The following is a 15478-nucleotide window of genomic DNA, read 5'->3' on the forward strand; positions in this document are numbered from 1 at the left end:
ACAAAATTGGTGGGTCTGGGCAGATTCGAACTGCCGACCTCACCCTTATCAGGGGTGCGCTCTAACCAACTGAGCTACAGACCCAATTTCGGGCTGCTTCTTTTATCGTCTTCTTCAATGAATCAAGCAATTCGTGTGGGAGCTTATGGAGCAGCTGATGTCGTCGATTAAGGAGGTGATCCAGCCGCAGGTTCCCCTACGGCTACCTTGTTACGACTTCACCCCAGTCATGAATCACACCGTGGTAACCGTCCTCCCGAAGGTTAGACTAGCTACTTCTGGTGCAACCCACTCCCATGGTGTGACGGGCGGTGTGTACAAGGCCCGGGAACGTATTCACCGCGACATTCTGATTCGCGATTACTAGCGATTCCGACTTCACGCAGTCGAGTTGCAGACTGCGATCCGGACTACGATCGGTTTTCTGGGATTAGCTCCACCTCGCGGCTTGGCAACCCTCTGTACCGACCATTGTAGCACGTGTGTAGCCCAGGCCGTAAGGGCCATGATGACTTGACGTCATCCCCACCTTCCTCCGGTTTGTCACCGGCAGTCTCCTTAGAGTGCCCACCATTACGTGCTGGTAACTAAGGACAAGGGTTGCGCTCGTTACGGGACTTAACCCAACATCTCACGACACGAGCTGACGACAGCCATGCAGCACCTGTCTCAATGTTCCCGAAGGCACCAATCCATCTCTGGAAAGTTCATTGGATGTCAAGGCCTGGTAAGGTTCTTCGCGTTGCTTCGAATTAAACCACATGCTCCACCGCTTGTGCGGGCCCCCGTCAATTCATTTGAGTTTTAACCTTGCGGCCGTACTCCCCAGGCGGTCAACTTAATGCGTTAGCTGCGCCACTAAGAGCTCAAGGCTCCCAACGGCTAGTTGACATCGTTTACGGCGTGGACTACCAGGGTATCTAATCCTGTTTGCTCCCCACGCTTTCGCACCTCAGTGTCAGTATCAGTCCAGGTGGTCGCCTTCGCCACTGGTGTTCCTTCCTATATCTACGCATTTCACCGCTACACAGGAAATTCCACCACCCTCTACCATACTCTAGCTTGTCAGTTTTGAATGCAGTTCCCAGGTTGAGCCCGGGGATTTCACATCCAACTTAACAAACCACCTACGCGCGCTTTACGCCCAGTAATTCCGATTAACGCTTGCACCCTCTGTATTACCGCGGCTGCTGGCACAGAGTTAGCCGGTGCTTATTCTGTCGGTAACGTCAAGACACCAACGTATTAGGTTAACGCCCTTCCTCCCAACTTAAAGTGCTTTACAATCCGAAGACCTTCTTCACACACGCGGCATGGCTGGATCAGGCTTTCGCCCATTGTCCAATATTCCCCACTGCTGCCTCCCGTAGGAGTCTGGACCGTGTCTCAGTTCCAGTGTGACTGATCATCCTCTCAGACCAGTTACGGATCGTCGCCTTGGTGAGCCATTACCTCACCAACTAGCTAATCCGACCTAGGCTCATCTGATAGCGCAAGGCCCGAAGGTCCCCTGCTTTCTCCCGTAGGACGTATGCGGTATTAGCGTCCGTTTCCGAGCGTTATCCCCCACTACCAGGCAGATTCCTAGGCATTACTCACCCGTCCGCCGCTCGCCACCAGGTACAAGTACCCGTGCTGCCGCTCGACTTGCATGTGTTAGGCCTGCCGCCAGCGTTCAATCTGAGCCATGATCAAACTCTTCAGTTCAAACATCTTTGGGTTTTTAAGAAACCCTAAACTTGGCTCAGCAATCGTTGGTTACATCTTTGATTTCTCGCGGAGTAACTTGTGATGCTGATAATCTTGTTGACTATCAGTCTGACTCCACAAGCACCCACACGAATTGCTTGATTCAGTTGTTAAAGAGCGGTTGGTTAAGATCTTTCGTCTCAACCGAGGCGCGCATTCTACAGCAGCCTCTGTTGCTGTCAAGCGGTTATTTTTCGAAGTTTTCAAAGTTTCCTTTGCAACTTCAACCACTTGCGCTTTCGATCTCTCGTTAGCGGGAGGCGAATTCTACAGCGTTACTCGCTGCTGTCAACACCTCTTTTGTTCCGCTTTCGACCGAGAAGATCGAATCGTCAACTAGGCAAAAACAGACCGCCCGATCAACTCCTTCTGGGCTTCGATGACCTGAAGCAACCCGCTGCCGAAAACTGCGTAACTCGTTGTTTACCAAGGAGTTTTCCGTTTCGACTGCGCCGGAAGTGGGGCGAATTATAGACTTCCAGAATCTGCCGTCAACCCTTAATTCGCTTTTCTATAAGGACGCTCAAAATCGCTGCTTATATATAGACGCGCCGGCCATGAATGCGCAGTATATTGCCCAATAACACTCTCGCTTCCTACTTCGGACGATGCCACGCAATGAATGACCAACCTCGCAGCCTTGCCTCGACCCTGTTTTCGGTTGGCCTGCTATTAATAGCCATGGCATCAATCCAGTCGGGAGCCTCCCTTGCTAAAAGCATGTTCCCCATTATCGGTGCGCAAGGGACTACCACCCTGCGGCTGATCTTCGCCAGCGTGATCATGATGTTGATACTGCGCCCCTGGCGAGCGAAGCTCACCGCAAAATCCCTGCGCACCGTCATCGTCTACGGAATGGCGCTGGGCGGCATGAACTTCCTTTTCTATATGTCCTTGCAAACCGTCCCCCTCGGCATCGCGGTTGCGCTGGAATTCACCGGCCCACTGGCGGTTGCCATCTACGCCTCACGTCGCGCGATCGACTTTTTGTGGATCGCCCTGGCAGCCGTCGGCTTGCTGCTGTTAATACCTATGGGAGAAACGACTGCGGGGATCGATCTGGTAGGCGCCGGTTATGCATTGGGCGCAGGTGTCTGCTGGGCGCTGTACATTCTGTTCGGCCAAAAGGCCGGCGCCGACAATGGCGTGCAGACTGCCGCACTGGGGGTGATGATTGCGGCATTTTTTGTAGCCCCTATCGGCATCGTCCATGCTGGCGCCGCGCTGCTCACTCCCTCACTGATCCCCGTGGCCATCGCTGTCGCCATTCTATCCACCGCCGTGCCCTACACGCTGGAGATGGTCGCCCTCACCCGAATCCCGACCCGGACATTCGGCACGTTGATGAGCATTGAACCTGCGATCGGCGCACTGTCAGGCCTGTTGTTTCTCCATGAGTACCTCTCACTGTCACAATGGATAGCCATCATGTGCATCATTTTGGCTTCCATAGGCGCGACCATGACAATGGGGAGTGCGGCCAAGCCTGCTGTCGCTGCAGATTGAGACAGGATTTTACGAGGGTCTGGTATTTGCCGCGCAATTAGGCCATGTTTAGGCCCGTAACCCAGTGTCAGACATGGATTTTTCAGATAGGGATATCAGAACGCTTCAAGTGAAAGCGAATGCAGCCAGACCCGGGCGCAAAGATCCGGGGACGCTATAAGGATAGTAATGAAACGAATTTTGATACTGATCGCCGTACTTGCGGTTGCGGGCTGCGCGGCGACATCGAAAACCCAGGTAAAACACGGCAAGAGAGGGCTGCATATCAACTGTTCCGGGCTCTCGTCATCCTGGGACAAGTGCTACACCAGTGCTGCCAACTCATGCGCACCCAAAGGTTACAAAGTCATCGCCAAGTCAGGGGACGCTGTGGAAGAACCAGGCGATTACCCGTTCGGCCTCAACCCTGCCGGCTATACCAGCCGCAGCATGATCGTCATCTGCAAATAGATTGATGCCGCCTTGTCAGGTTCGTGGACCTGCGATCTGGCGGCCAATCTCATCGTAACTGGACTTCAGTACCGCGCGCTGGATGTCTGGCGTGGCCAGCATTCGCGCAATGACCAACGCACCGATGCATTGCGACAGAATCGCCCAGGCCAGGCTGTCGCTTTCCAGAGCCTGCGCCCAACTCTTCTGAAGCCGACAAATCCAGTTCTCCGCCTGCTGACGAATCATCACGTCTGAACGTGCAATCTCAGCCCCCAATGCCGGCAAAGCACAGCCGGACTCCGGGTGCTCGACATGAGCCATGCTCAGGTAGTGTTTCAGGCAGCGCTGGAGCTTCTCACGATTCTGGTCCGCCCCTAAACGCTCCAGACTTTGAGACAGCTCACGCTCGACGATTGAAGCGAACAGCTCATCCTTCGATGAAAAATGACTGTAGAAAGCCCCGCCGCTCAAGCCGATTGCCTTCATCAACCCGTCGACACCCACCGTTGAAAAACCAGACTTCTTGGCCGACACCGCACTGCTTTCGAGTAGTTTCTCTTTGGTTTCCAGTTTGTGATTGGCCGAGTAACGCATTGCCTTGCCCTCAGGATTGATCACCTTGACGCTTGCCGAATCGTAGCATAACGTTCGTTTAGTTAACGATCGTTTAGCAAAGGGATCTACCCATGAATAACAAGAAGGTCGTGCTGGTTGTAGGTGCTGGGGACGCCACCGGCGGCGCAATTGCAAAACGCTTTGCGCAGGAAGGATTTGTGGCGTGTGTCACCCGCCGCAGCGCGGACAAACTCCAGCCGCTGGTGGATGCCATCAAGGCCGAAGGCGGTGAAGCCCACGGGTTTGCCTGCGATGCGCGCAAGGAAGAGGACGTGATTGCATTAGTTGAGCAGATCGAAAGCCAGATTGGCCCAATCGAAGCGTTCGTCTTCAACATCGGCGCCAATGTGCCTTGCAGCATTCTCGAAGAAACCGCGCGCAAATATTTCAAGATCTGGGAAATGGCCTGCTTCTCAGGATTTCTCAACGCTCGTGAAGTGGCCAAGCGCATGGCCAAGCGTCAACGCGGGACTATCCTGTTCACCGGTGCTACCGCCGGCCTGCGTGGAGCCTCAGGATTTGCGGCGTTCGCCGGCGCCAAGCACGGAATTCGTGCCCTGGCGCAGAGCATGGCACGTGAACTGGGGCCGATGAACATTCACGTCGCCCATGTTGTAGTCGACGGTGCCATCGATACCGATTTTATCCGTGAGAGTTTCCCCGAAAAGTACGCGACCAAGGATCAGGACGGCATTCTCAATCCAGAGCACATTGCCGAGAACTATTGGTACCTCCACAGCCAGCCCCGTGACGCATGGACCTTCGAGCTGGACCTCCGCCCCTGGAGCGAACGCTGGTAAGCCCTCCCCAACAAAAATAAACAGAGCGCATCGACCATGAGCAAAACCGTGGAGTTCTACTTCGACCTCGGCAGCCCCGCCACCTACCTGGCCTATACCCAACTACCGAAGATCTGCGAGCAGACCGACAGCCAGTTGATCTACATACCCTTCTTGCTGGGCGGCGTCTTCAAAGCCACAGGTAACGCCTCCCCCGCGACGATCCCCGCCAAGGGCCGCTACATGTTTCAAGACCTGGACCGCTATGCAAAGCGCTATGGCGTGCCACTGAAGTTCAATCCCCTCTTTCCTATCAACACCCTGATGCTGATGCGCGCTGTCACCGGCATGCAGTTGCGCCATCCCGAACGCTTTCAGGCATTCATCGATTGCCTGTTTCACGCCCTCTGGGTTGAAGGCCGCAGCCTCGATGACCTGGCGACCGTCGCGTCAGTACTGACACAGAACGGTTTCGATCCAAATGAGGTGCTGGCCTTGACCGCCGACGAGGAAGTCAAAGCCACTCTCAAGGACAACACAGAGAAAGCAGTGCAACGGGGTGTATTCGGTGCCCCAAGCATGTTTGTCGATGATCAGCTGTTCTTCGGCCAGGATCGCCTGGACTTCGTCCTTGAAGCCCTGAGTTAAATATCGACAACCAACCGCCCCTGCGCAGCTCCCGAAACGAGCAGCTCATGGGCGGCCTCGGCGGTTTGCAGCGTGAACTGCCGAGGGTCGAGCAGCGGTTTCAACTGCCCCGCCTCGATCAACCGCGCAGCCTCACGAAGTATCTCCCCATGGTGCTCACGCCCCTTGCCAGTCAGCAACGGCAACAAGGTAAACACTCCAGAATAAGTCGCCCCACGAAACGAGAGCGGCGCAAGACTGTGCTGCCCCCATCCGAGACAACTCACGACATGCCCCTCGTAAACCCGAGCAGCCTTGAATGAAGCGTCCAGTGTCTCACCACCCACCGTATCGTAGACAATGTCGAAGCCCTCCCCAGCCGTGTGCTCAGCCACATACTCCTCAACCGAAGATTTACGATAATCAATAAACGTCGCACCGAACCCTTCGATGATCGCCTGCTTCCCGGCCGACCCGGTAGCAAACACGTCAGCACCGAAAGCCCGGGCAATTTGTATAGCCACATGCCCGACACCACCCGCACCGCCGTGAATCAGCACTTTCTGCCCCGCCCGCACCCGCGCACGATCCACCAATCCTTCCCACGCAGTGATCAGTATCAACGGCAACCCTGCCGCCTCGCGCATGCTCAAATTGCCTGGCTTGCGCGCCAGCAGTCGTGCATCGACGGCGGCGTATTCAGCCAGTGAACCCTGCGCACCGCCAATGCCGGTGGCCATCGCATAGACCTCATCACCCGGTAGCCATCCGCTGACACCCTCCCCCTATGCCTCCACTGTTCCTGCGAGATCAATACCCAATACCGCCGGCAATGGCTGGCGCGCATGAGCAGCCTGACCCGACCGAATCTTTCCATCCAGGGGGTTCACCCCACTGGCCTTGATCCTGACCAATACCTGACCGGCCTCAGGCACGGGCCGTTGAACGGAAGCCAAGCGTAAAGGCCCGTTGGCCGAATCAACAATCAGAGCGCGCATTTCAAGTGAGTCAGTCATTTCGCAATTTCCCGTCAGAGGTGGCTGTGGGATAAATCTTCCTCCCGTTCACTCATGCCGATAAGAAGCTATATAGCTATAGTGACCATGCCCATTTGGCATCAATGAGAAACCCCGTGGACAAATTCAATGCAATGGCGATCTTCGTCCGCGTTGTCGAACGTGGCAGCTTTTCTGCCGTCGCCAGGGAATTGCAGACCAGCCAGCCGACCATCAGCAAAGTGCTGCGAGCACTGGAAACTGAACTGGGTGGAAAGCTGATTTCCCGCAGCACCCGACAACTGTCCCTGACCGACGAAGGTCAGCGGTACTACAGCGAATGTCGACAAATTCTGGCGGCCGTAGACGCCGCAGAACACAGTTTTCACTCCGGCCGCGAAGCTATTGCCGGAAACCTGAAAATCGGATCGTCCGTGAGTTTCGGGCGCCTGCAGATTGCTCCGCGACTGCCGGCATTCCTCAAAAAATATCCACAAGTGCAGATTGATCTGCAACTGAGCGATCAAAATCAGGACCTGGTCAGTGAAGGACTGGACGTCACCTTCAGGATCGGCGAGTTGAACGACAGCGGGTTGATTGCCCGCCGTATCGGCACAACCCACCGAGTGACCGTCGCAGCGCCCGACTACCTTGCGCAACACGGCCGGCCGCAAACGCCCGAAGAATTACGCGGACACAACTGCCTGCAGTTCAACCTGCTGAACAGTCAGAACCTATGGGTTTACGAGAGAGATGCCCAACGTCACGAAGTGCGAATCAAGGGCAACGCACAAAGCAACAACTCCGAGGCCATCCGCGAGATGGTACTGGGGGGATTGGGGATTTCGCTGTCGCCGGTCTGGCTGTTCAGCGAGGACTTGAAGGCGGGACGCGTGACCGCGATGTTGCTGGAATACAGCGCCCAGTCACTGCCGATTCATGCCGTGTCCCCGGCGAATCGTCGCCAATCCGCCAGAGTCAAAGCCTTTGTCGACTATATGAGCCAGGCGCTCGAAGAAGCGCCTGAACTCCAACCAATCAAATAGCCGCCGTCCGGGTGTTCAACCACTCAAGGGCTGCGCCGTCGAGCAATGGACTCAAGCGCTCACGCACCTCGGCGTGGTAGGCGTTGAACCACTGCTTTTCGTCGTCAGTCAGCAGCGACGGTTCCAGGCAGCGAGTGTCGATCGGGCACAAGGTCAGGGTTTCGAATTTCAGGAACTCACCGAATTCGCTTTTGCCCGCCTCGCGGTTCAACACCAGGTTCTCGATCCGCACACCCCAGCGGCCCGGACGGTAAGTGCCCGGTTCGATGGACGTGATCATGCCCGGCTGCATCGCGGTTTGCGGTGCCGCAGCGGCCTGATAGGCGATTACCTGCGGGCCTTCATGCACGTTGAGGAAGTAGCCGACGCCGTGACCGGTGCCGTGACCGTAATCAACGCTTTCAGCCCAGATCGGCGCGCGGGCAATCGAATCGAGCAACGGCGAGAGAATGCCACGAGGAAATTGCGCACGGGACAACGCAATCACGCCTTTGAGCACCCGCGTGCAATCGCGCTTCTGCTCATCGGTCGGCGTACCGACCGGCACCATCCGCGTGATGTCAGTAGTGCCGCCCAGGTACTGGCCGCCGGAGTCGATCAACAACAGACCGTCGCCTTCGATCACCGCGTGTTCTTCTTCGGTGGCGTGGTAGTGCGGCATCGCGCCATTGGCGTTGAACGCGGCAATGGTGTTGAAGCTCAGCGATACATAGCCCGGACGTCGGGTACGCGCCGCCGTCAGGTGTTCGTCGATGGTCAGTTCGGTGATGCGCTCACGACCCAACGCAGTGTCCAGCCAGGTGAAGAATTCGCACAGCGCCGCGCCGTCCTGCTCCATGGCCTGACGAATGTGCTCGGCATCGGCCAGGCTTTTCTGCGACTTGGCCAACGTAGTCGGGTTCAGGCCTTCGATCAGCTTCACGCCGCTGTCCAGGTTATCCAGCAAGCCGGCGGTGACGCGCGCCGGATCGACTTGCAGGCTCGCCCCGCTCGGCACAGCGCGCAAGGCGGCGGCCACTTCGCTGTAATCGCGCAGGGTCACGCCGTCCTGTTCGAGGATCGCGCGCAGCCCGGCATCGACCTTGCTCAGCGCCACGAACAGGGTTGCCTGCTGCTGGCTGATCAAGGCAAAGGAAACAAACACCGGATTGAACGACACGTCACCGCCGCGCAAGTTGAACAGCCAGGCGATGTCATCGAGGGTGGCGATGAAATGCCAGTCGGCACCGCGATCTTTCAAAACCTCACGCAGCCTGGCCAGTTTCTCGCCGCGGCTGACCGTCGCCTGAGGTGGCAAGTGTTGATAGATCGGCTCATTCGGCAGCGTCGGACGGTCGCTCCAGACTTCGTTCAACACATCGATGTCGGTGCGCAGACGTGCGCCGCGTTCTTCGAGCTTGCCACCCAACGTACGTGCCGAAGCCACGGCCATTACCGCACCATCTACCGCGACGACGCCGCCTTCAGGGGTTTGCTCGGCCAGCCAGTCCAGCGGGCCGGGTTGGCCCGGTTGCAGCTTGACCAGTTCGATGCCGCTGCCCTTGAGTTCCTTGGTCGCTTGTTCCCAATAACGGCTGTCGGCCCAGACGCCGGCAAAGTCCGGCGTAACGATCAGCGTGCCGACCGAACCATGGAACCCCGACAACCATTGCCGCCCTTGCCAGTAACCCGGCAGGTATTCCGAAAGATGCGGATCGGCCGACGGCACCAGCAGAGCGTGAATGCCCTCCCGGCTCATCAGTTCGCGGGTTTGCGCCAGGCGTTGGGGCACCGATCCATTGATCGAAGGCTGCGTACTCATCGTGTCTCCTGCTAATCACTTCATCATTATTGTTGAGTGTCGATCAACGCCGGCACTTTCAGACCTATTGCCAAAATGCCGGAGCACTGGCGCAGGCCGCTTTAATCAGGTGTACCGCTTGGTCGATGTCCTGCTCGGTGGTGAACCGGCCGAGACTCAAGCGAATGGTGCGACTCGCCGAACGGGCGTCATGCCCCAGGGCCAGCAGCACATGGGAAGGCGCATTGCTGGAGGAGTTGCAGGCCGAGGTCGCGGAAAACGCGATCGAGGTGCTCAACGCCGCAGAATTGAACTCGCCTTCGTTGAAGGTCAGGCTCAAGGTATGAGGGATGCGCTGGGTCGGACTGCCATTGAGGCGAACCCCGGGAATACTCAGCAACTGCTCAAGCAAGCGTTCACGCAACCGGACGATCGTGGCTTTCTCTTCATCGAACGAAGAGGCTGCCAAGGCGAACGCCACACCCATGGCCGCGATCTGGTGAGTCGCCAGGGTCCCGGAACGCAAACCGCCCTCGTGACCACCGCCATGAATCTGCGCCTGCAAACGTTGCTGCGCGCGCGGCCCGACGTACAGCGCGCCGATGCCTTTGGGGCCATAAATCTTGTGGGCGGAAAATGACATCAGATCCACTGGCAACCGGGCCAGGTCGATCACCACTTTGCCTGCACCTTGAGCCGCGTCGACATGGAACAACGCGTCGCGAGCACGCACGACTTCGCCGATGGCCGCGATGTCGTTGACGGTGCCCAGCTCGTTGTTGACCAGCATCAACGATACCAGAAAGGTGTCTTCGCGCATCGCTTCGCTGACCGCTTGCGGGGTTATCAAGCCCTCGGCGTCAGGCACCAGATAAGTCACCGCGACGCCGGCATCCTGCAACTGCTTTGCCGTGTCGAGAATCGCTTTGTGTTCGATCTGGCTGGTGATGATGTGGCCGCCAGAAACGCCGCGAGCCTGGGCCACGCCCTTGAGGGCAAGGTTATTCGATTCGGTGGCGCCGGAGGTCCAGACGATCTGGTCCGCCTGAGCCCCGACCAGTTCGGCGACCTGCTGCCGCGCCTGCTCGACCGATTGCCGGGCCTGTTGACCGAACGCATGGGAGCTGGACGCCGGATTGCCGAAGTTGCCGGTAAAACCCAGGCACTCGACCATGACCTTGATGACTCGCTCATCCACCGGCGTGGTGGCGGCGTAGTCGAAATACAGAGGACGTTTATTCATAGAAGACTCGCAGAGCATGTTCCGGGATCAGGAGGCTCGTCACTGAAACGTCAAAGCGCAGCCTCGTGAGCTGCGCCGATCGTTCAGAGCGTTAGAAATACCTGATCGGAGGCCGTTAAAGAAGAACAACTTCATTTAAAAGTGCGTAGGAACGCTCCTGAAGTCGAGCTTAACAGGCATCGGGCAACCGGTTGAAGCAATGCGTCACCTAAAGCTTTCAAGCAACAACGGATACAGCGAAGCCACCAGTAGCAAGGCCATGCCCCAGTTGAACAGCCGCAACCAGCGGCGATCCTTCAGCACGTTGCGCAACAACGTGCCGCAGCCTGCCCAGACACTGACGCTCGGCAGGTTGATCAAGGCGAACACCGCCGCAATCACGATCACGTTGGTGAAATAACCCTGCATTGGCGTGTAGGTGCTGATGGCCCCGATGGCCATGATCCATGCCTTGGGATTGACCCACTGAAACGCTGCGGCGCCCAAATAGCTGATCGGCTTACTCTCGCCCTTTTCACTCTCGGAAACCGGTCCCGAATGGGCGATTTTCCACGCCAGATACAACAAATACGCCGCGCCGATGTAACGCAGCACGCTGTAGAGCAAAGGATAGGTTTGAAACACCGCGCCCAAGCCAAAACCTACCGCCACCACGAGCACGAAGAAGCCGCAGGTAATGCCAAGCATGTGGGGAATGGTGCGGTTAAAGCCGAAGTTCACACCCGATGCCAGCAACATCGTGTTGTTGGGGCCGGGAGTAATCGAGGTGACAAGCGCAAACAGGGCAAAGCCCAACAGCAAATCGAGCGAGAGCGTCATGGGTGGCAGTCCATTGGGGTCAGTCAGGTGTTGACCCTATCGCAGGCCTTCAGGGAAACCCATGGACAGTTGCGTGAAACTTCAAGCGGTACAGTTTTCGATCAGCTAGAACGACCGTGAAGCTGTACAGCACGTTCGGCGTTCATCTCGCCGTGTTTGTCGAAACTGAATGATTTTTGCGGTTGGCCGAGCAATTCGGCTTTTTTCGCGTGGTATTCGTCGAAAGACAAACCGCGACGATTCAACGCCTCTAGTGCCAATTCTCTGGTTTCTTCTGCGGTGTACGGCCGTAATTCCGGGGAAACATGGCTGGCACATCCGGCGAGCACCGAGACCGCAAGCAGCAAGAAAGTAGCGATTAGAGGTTTCATTGTGAGCGTCCTGACATCTGGGTTCGAGGCAATGAACACAGGCTACGCCGGGCATCCGATCAGCAGAAATCAACGCTCTCGATAGTGGCTATCGACTTTGACTAATGCCGCTCATATATCTCTAAACGATCTATAAATATTAATTTTAGGTATTTTGAGGAATAACACAGAGCCTTTATAACAACGGTCATCGCTTCACGCACTGTTGCTCAAGCAACTGTTTGCCAGGCAACAGTCATTCAACAAACAGCTCTGCCATTCGTACAGCGTCTACCGGCCAACGCGCCGAAAGCCCCGTAAACAGGGGCTCCGAGGGATTGGTACAGCTCTTGCTCTCTGTCAGTGACTACTCACTGCTCCCTGAGCAACTGTTTAAAAAGGAACTGATCATGTCGCGTCCATTGAAAGTTGTTGCCCTCTCCGGCGGTACCTGGCGTCCGTCCCGCACGTTGGTGCTGACCCAGGCGCTGTTGGCGCAACTGGCCGAGCAATTGCCGATTGAAAGCAAACTGATTGAACTGGGTGACATCGCCCGACCGTTGGGTACCGCGCTGTCCCGTCAAGAGTTGAGTGCCGAGATCGAAGCCGAGCTGCAAGCGATCGAGAACGCCGACCTGCTGATCGTCGCCGCGCCGGTTTATCGCGGTTCCTACCCTGGACTGCTCAAGCATCTGTTCGACCTGATCGACCTCAATGCATTGATCGACACGCCGGTATTGCTGGCCGCGACCGGTGGCAGTGAGCGTCATGCACTGGTGCTGGATCACCAGTTGCGGCCGCTGTTCAGTTTCTTCCAGGCCTTGACCTTGCCGGTTGGCGTCTACGCCACCGAAGCCGATTTCTCCAATTACCAAATAACCAGTGAGCCCTTGAAGGCCCGCATACGCCTTGCTGCAGAACGCGCCGCGCCATTGTTTGGCGTGCACCCCAAAAATCTGCTGAAAATCGCTTAAGGATTCCTTCATGGATGTTTTCTGGTTTCTGCCGACTCACGGCGACGGCCATTACCTGGGCACCACTCAGGGCGCTCGCCCGGTGACCCTCAACTACCTGAAACAAGTGGCCCAGGCGGCCGACAGCCTCGGCTACCACGGTGTACTGATTCCGACCGGGCGCTCCTGCGAAGATTCGTGGGTGATTGCTTCGGCGCTGGTGCCGCTGACCGAACGCCTGCGTTATCTGGTGGCGATCCGGCCGGGGATCATCTCGCCGACGGTCTCGGCGCGCATGGCCGCGACACTGGATCGACTGTCCAATGGCCGCTTGTTGATCAACGTGGTTACGGGCGGTGACCCGGATGAAAACCGTGGCGACGGCATCTTCCTCGATCACAGCGAACGCTACGAAGTGACCGACGAATTCCTGCAAATCTGGCGCCGGGTGCTGCAAGGCGAATCGGTGGATTTCGAAGGCAAACACCTGCAAGTACAGAACGCCAAGGCGTTGTATCCGCCTGTGCAGAAACCGTATCCGCCGCTGTACTTCGGCGGTTCTTCCGAGGCTGCGCATGAACTGGCCGCCGAGCAGGTTGATGTCTACCTGACCTGGGGCGAACCACCGGCCGCCGTGGCGGAAAAACTGGCCGATGTGCGTGAGCGTGCCGCGCGAAACGGTCGCACGGTGAAGTTCGGGATTCGCTTGCACGTGATCGTTCGCGAGACCGCCGAAGAGGCCTGGAAAGCCGCGGACAAACTGATCGAGCACATCAGCGACGAGACCATCGCGGCCGCGCAGAAGTCGTTCTCGCGTTTCGACTCCGAAGGTCAGCGGCGCATGGCGGCGTTGCATGACGGGCGTCGTGACAACCTGGAAATCTCCCCCAACCTGTGGGCTGGTGTCGGTCTGGTGCGTGGCGGTGCCGGGACAGCATTGGTGGGCGATCCGCAGCAAGTGGCGGCGCGAATCAAGGAGTACACGGACCTGGGGATCGAGAGTTTCATCTTCTCCGGCTATCCGCACCTCGAAGAGGCTTATCGTTTTGCCGAGCTGGTGTTCCCGCTGTTGCCTGAGCCGTATGCCAGCCTTGCGGGGCGCGGCGTCACTAATCTCACCGGGCCGTTTGGCGAAATGATCGCCAATGATGTGCTGCCCACCAAAGCCACGGCCTGATCGCCGAGACTTTGGCCGTAAGGTGAATTTGTGGCGAGGGGGCTCGCCCCCGTTCGGCTGCGCAGCAGTCGTAAAACCGTTGAATGCGGTCTTCATGAAAACCCGCTTGCGACGATTTCAGGGCCGCTACGCGTCCCAACGGGGGCAAGCCCCCTCGCCACAAAAGCCCGCCACACAAGAAACGGTTCGATTCATATGAGGAACCCCGAGTGACTGCCAAGCAGCAAAGCGCCCTGATATCCCCCCTGCAGACCGCCCGCCGATTGGCGGCCGAGTTTGCCCTGACCGCTGTCGAGCGCGATGAACGTGGCGGTACGCCCAAAGCCGAACGCGACGCTTTGCGCCACAGCGGTCTGCTCGCCTTAAGCATTCCCACCCAGTACGGCGGCCTCGGCGCCAGCTGGAGTGACACCCTGACCATCGTGCGCGAGTTCGCCAAGGTCGACAGTTCGATTGCCCATGTCTTTGGCTTCCATCACCTGATGCTCGCCACCGTGCGCCTGTTCGCCCGGCCCGAGCAGTGGCAGCCGTGGTTCGAACAGACCGCGCGCAAGAACTGGTTCTGGGGCAACGCCCTGAACCCGCTGGACACCCGCACCGTGGTGAAAAATCTCGGTGGCTGGCGTGAGTTTTCCGGCAAGAAAAGTTTCTGCTCCGGCGCCAGCGATTCGGAAATGTTGATTGCCTCGGCGGTGGACGAAAGCGCTGGCGGCAAGCTGTTGATCGCCGCGATTCCCAGCGGTCGCAGCGGCATCACCCTGCACAACGACTGGAACAACATGGGCCAGCGCCAGACCGACAGCGGCAGCGCGACATTCGAACGGGTGCGGGTCGAAGAGTCGGAGTTGCTCCTCGATCCGGGTCCGCTGAGTACGCCATTCGCTTGCCTGCGGCCGTTGATTGCCCAACTGACCTTCACCCACATGTTTCTCGGCATCGCCGAAGGGGCCTTCGAAGAAGCGCGGCAATACACCCTCACCGAAACCCGTCCGTGGCACAAATCCAGTGCCCAGGATGTGCGTCAGGATCCTTATGTACTCGGCCACTACGGCGAATTCTGGGTCGCCCTCGAAAGTGTTCGACTGTTGGTGGAGCGCGCTGCCGGGTTGCTCGACAAGGCCTGGGCCAAAGGCCCGAACCTCAGCGCCGAAGAACGTGGGCATCTCGCTACCGCCATCGCCACAGCCAAGGTCGCCGCCACCCGCAACGGTCTGGATCTCTGTAGCCGCTTGTTCGAAGTGACCGGCGCCCGTTCAACGCATGCCTCACTGCGACTGGACCGCCATTGGCGCAACCTGCGCACGCAAACCCTGCACGACCCGGTGGATTACAAACTCCATGAACTGGGTGACTGGGCGCTCAACCAGTCGCTACCGATTCCGACTTTCTATTCATAGCCTTCTCTTC

General features: G+C 57.7%; 13 protein-coding genes, 1 tRNA gene, 1 rRNA gene and 1 pseudogene. 8 read left to right on the forward strand and 8 right to left on the reverse strand.

All coding sequences use genetic code 11. The annotated features are described in order from the left end of the window. Nucleotides 1-7: 7 nt before the first annotated feature. Both PMI27_RS0229410 and PMI27_RS0229415 read right to left on the reverse strand, forming a co-directional pair. Nucleotides 8-84, reverse strand: a tRNA-Ile gene (locus PMI27_RS0229410). A gap of 84 nt (nt 85-168) precedes the next feature. Further along, nucleotides 169-1707, reverse strand: a 16S ribosomal RNA gene (locus PMI27_RS0229415). A gap of 660 nt (nt 1708-2367) precedes the next feature. Between PMI27_RS0229415 and rhtA the strand changes: the two genes are divergently transcribed. Together rhtA and PMI27_RS15950 are read left to right on the forward strand one after the other, a co-directional pair. Further along, nucleotides 2368-3255 carry a threonine/homoserine exporter RhtA gene (gene rhtA / locus PMI27_RS15955; RefSeq protein ID WP_008156221.1) on the forward strand — a complete coding sequence of 296 codons (888 nt, stop codon included), beginning with the start codon at nt 2368-2370 and terminating at the stop codon, nt 3253-3255. 168 nt (nt 3256-3423) lie between these two features. Beyond that, a complete protein-coding gene (locus PMI27_RS15950; RefSeq protein WP_008156219.1) occupies nt 3424-3705 on the forward strand; it encodes a hypothetical protein in 282 nt (93 codons plus the stop codon). Between the two features lie 15 nt (nt 3706-3720). Here PMI27_RS15950 and PMI27_RS15945 read toward each other — a convergent pair whose 3' ends face one another. Next, nucleotides 3721-4281, reverse strand: coding sequence for a TetR/AcrR family transcriptional regulator (locus tag PMI27_RS15945; protein ID WP_008156217.1), 561 nt, complete (start codon nt 4279-4281; stop codon nt 3721-3723). A gap of 92 nt (nt 4282-4373) precedes the next feature. Between PMI27_RS15945 and PMI27_RS15940 the strand changes: the two genes are divergently transcribed. Next, nucleotides 4374-5102, forward strand: coding sequence for an SDR family oxidoreductase (locus PMI27_RS15940; RefSeq protein ID WP_008156215.1), 729 nt, complete (start codon nt 4374-4376; stop codon nt 5100-5102). 36 nt (nt 5103-5138) lie between these two features. Continuing rightward, the gene (locus PMI27_RS15935) at nt 5139-5729 is read left to right on the forward strand and encodes a 2-hydroxychromene-2-carboxylate isomerase (protein WP_008156213.1); all 591 of its coding nucleotides are present in this window, start codon (nt 5139-5141) and stop codon (nt 5727-5729) included. On the opposite strand, the pseudogene PMI27_RS0229420 reads toward PMI27_RS15935, so the two are convergent. After that, nucleotides 5726-6724: pseudogene (locus tag PMI27_RS0229420) on the reverse strand (zinc-dependent alcohol dehydrogenase family protein). The gene PMI27_RS15935 and the pseudogene PMI27_RS0229420 sit on opposite strands and share 4 nt — an antisense overlap. A 104-nt stretch (nt 6725-6828) precedes the next feature. Here PMI27_RS0229420 and PMI27_RS15930 point away from each other — a divergent pair. Further along, nucleotides 6829-7749 (forward strand): LysR family transcriptional regulator, encoded by a 921-nt coding sequence (locus PMI27_RS15930; protein WP_008156209.1) that lies wholly within the window; start codon nt 6829-6831, stop codon nt 7747-7749. Here PMI27_RS15930 and PMI27_RS15925 read toward each other — a convergent pair. The 4 genes from PMI27_RS15925 to PMI27_RS15910 form a co-directional block, all read right to left on the reverse strand. After that, a complete protein-coding gene (locus tag PMI27_RS15925) occupies nt 7742-9550 on the reverse strand; it encodes an aminopeptidase P family protein (protein ID WP_008156207.1) in 1809 nt (602 codons plus the stop codon). The genes PMI27_RS15930 and PMI27_RS15925 overlap by 8 nt on opposite strands. Nucleotides 9551-9614: 64 nt before the next feature. Continuing rightward, nucleotides 9615-10772 (reverse strand): cysteine desulfurase family protein, encoded by a 1158-nt coding sequence (locus tag PMI27_RS15920; protein WP_008156206.1) that lies wholly within the window; start codon nt 10770-10772, stop codon nt 9615-9617. A 204-nt stretch (nt 10773-10976) separates the two neighbouring features. Next, a complete protein-coding gene (locus PMI27_RS15915) occupies nt 10977-11591 on the reverse strand; it encodes a LysE family translocator (protein WP_008156205.1) in 615 nt (204 codons plus the stop codon). Nucleotides 11592-11692: 101 nt separating this feature from the next. Then, nucleotides 11693-11962: a hypothetical protein gene (locus PMI27_RS15910; protein WP_008156203.1), complete on the reverse strand. Its 270-nt coding sequence runs from the start codon at nt 11960-11962 to the stop codon at nt 11693-11695. 389 nt (nt 11963-12351) lie between these two features. Between PMI27_RS15910 and msuE the strand changes: the two genes are divergently transcribed. The 3 genes from msuE (at nt 12352) to PMI27_RS15895 (ending at nt 15468) form a co-directional block, all read left to right on the forward strand. Continuing rightward, nucleotides 12352-12915, forward strand: a complete 564-nt coding sequence (gene msuE, locus PMI27_RS15905; RefSeq protein WP_008156202.1) for an FMN reductase — start codon at nt 12352-12354, stop codon at nt 12913-12915. Between the two features lie 10 nt (nt 12916-12925). Next, nucleotides 12926-14071 (forward strand): FMNH2-dependent alkanesulfonate monooxygenase, encoded by a 1146-nt coding sequence (gene ssuD / locus PMI27_RS15900; protein WP_008156200.1) that lies wholly within the window; start codon nt 12926-12928, stop codon nt 14069-14071. A 209-nt stretch (nt 14072-14280) separates the two neighbouring features. Next, the gene (locus tag PMI27_RS15895; RefSeq protein ID WP_008156197.1) at nt 14281-15468 is read left to right on the forward strand and encodes an acyl-CoA dehydrogenase family protein; all 1188 of its coding nucleotides are present in this window, start codon (nt 14281-14283) and stop codon (nt 15466-15468) included. Nucleotides 15469-15478: the final 10 nt, after the last annotated feature.

This window comes from Pseudomonas sp. GM41(2012) (assembly GCF_000282315.2).
Classification (GTDB): Bacteria; Pseudomonadota; Gammaproteobacteria; order Pseudomonadales; family Pseudomonadaceae; genus Aquipseudomonas.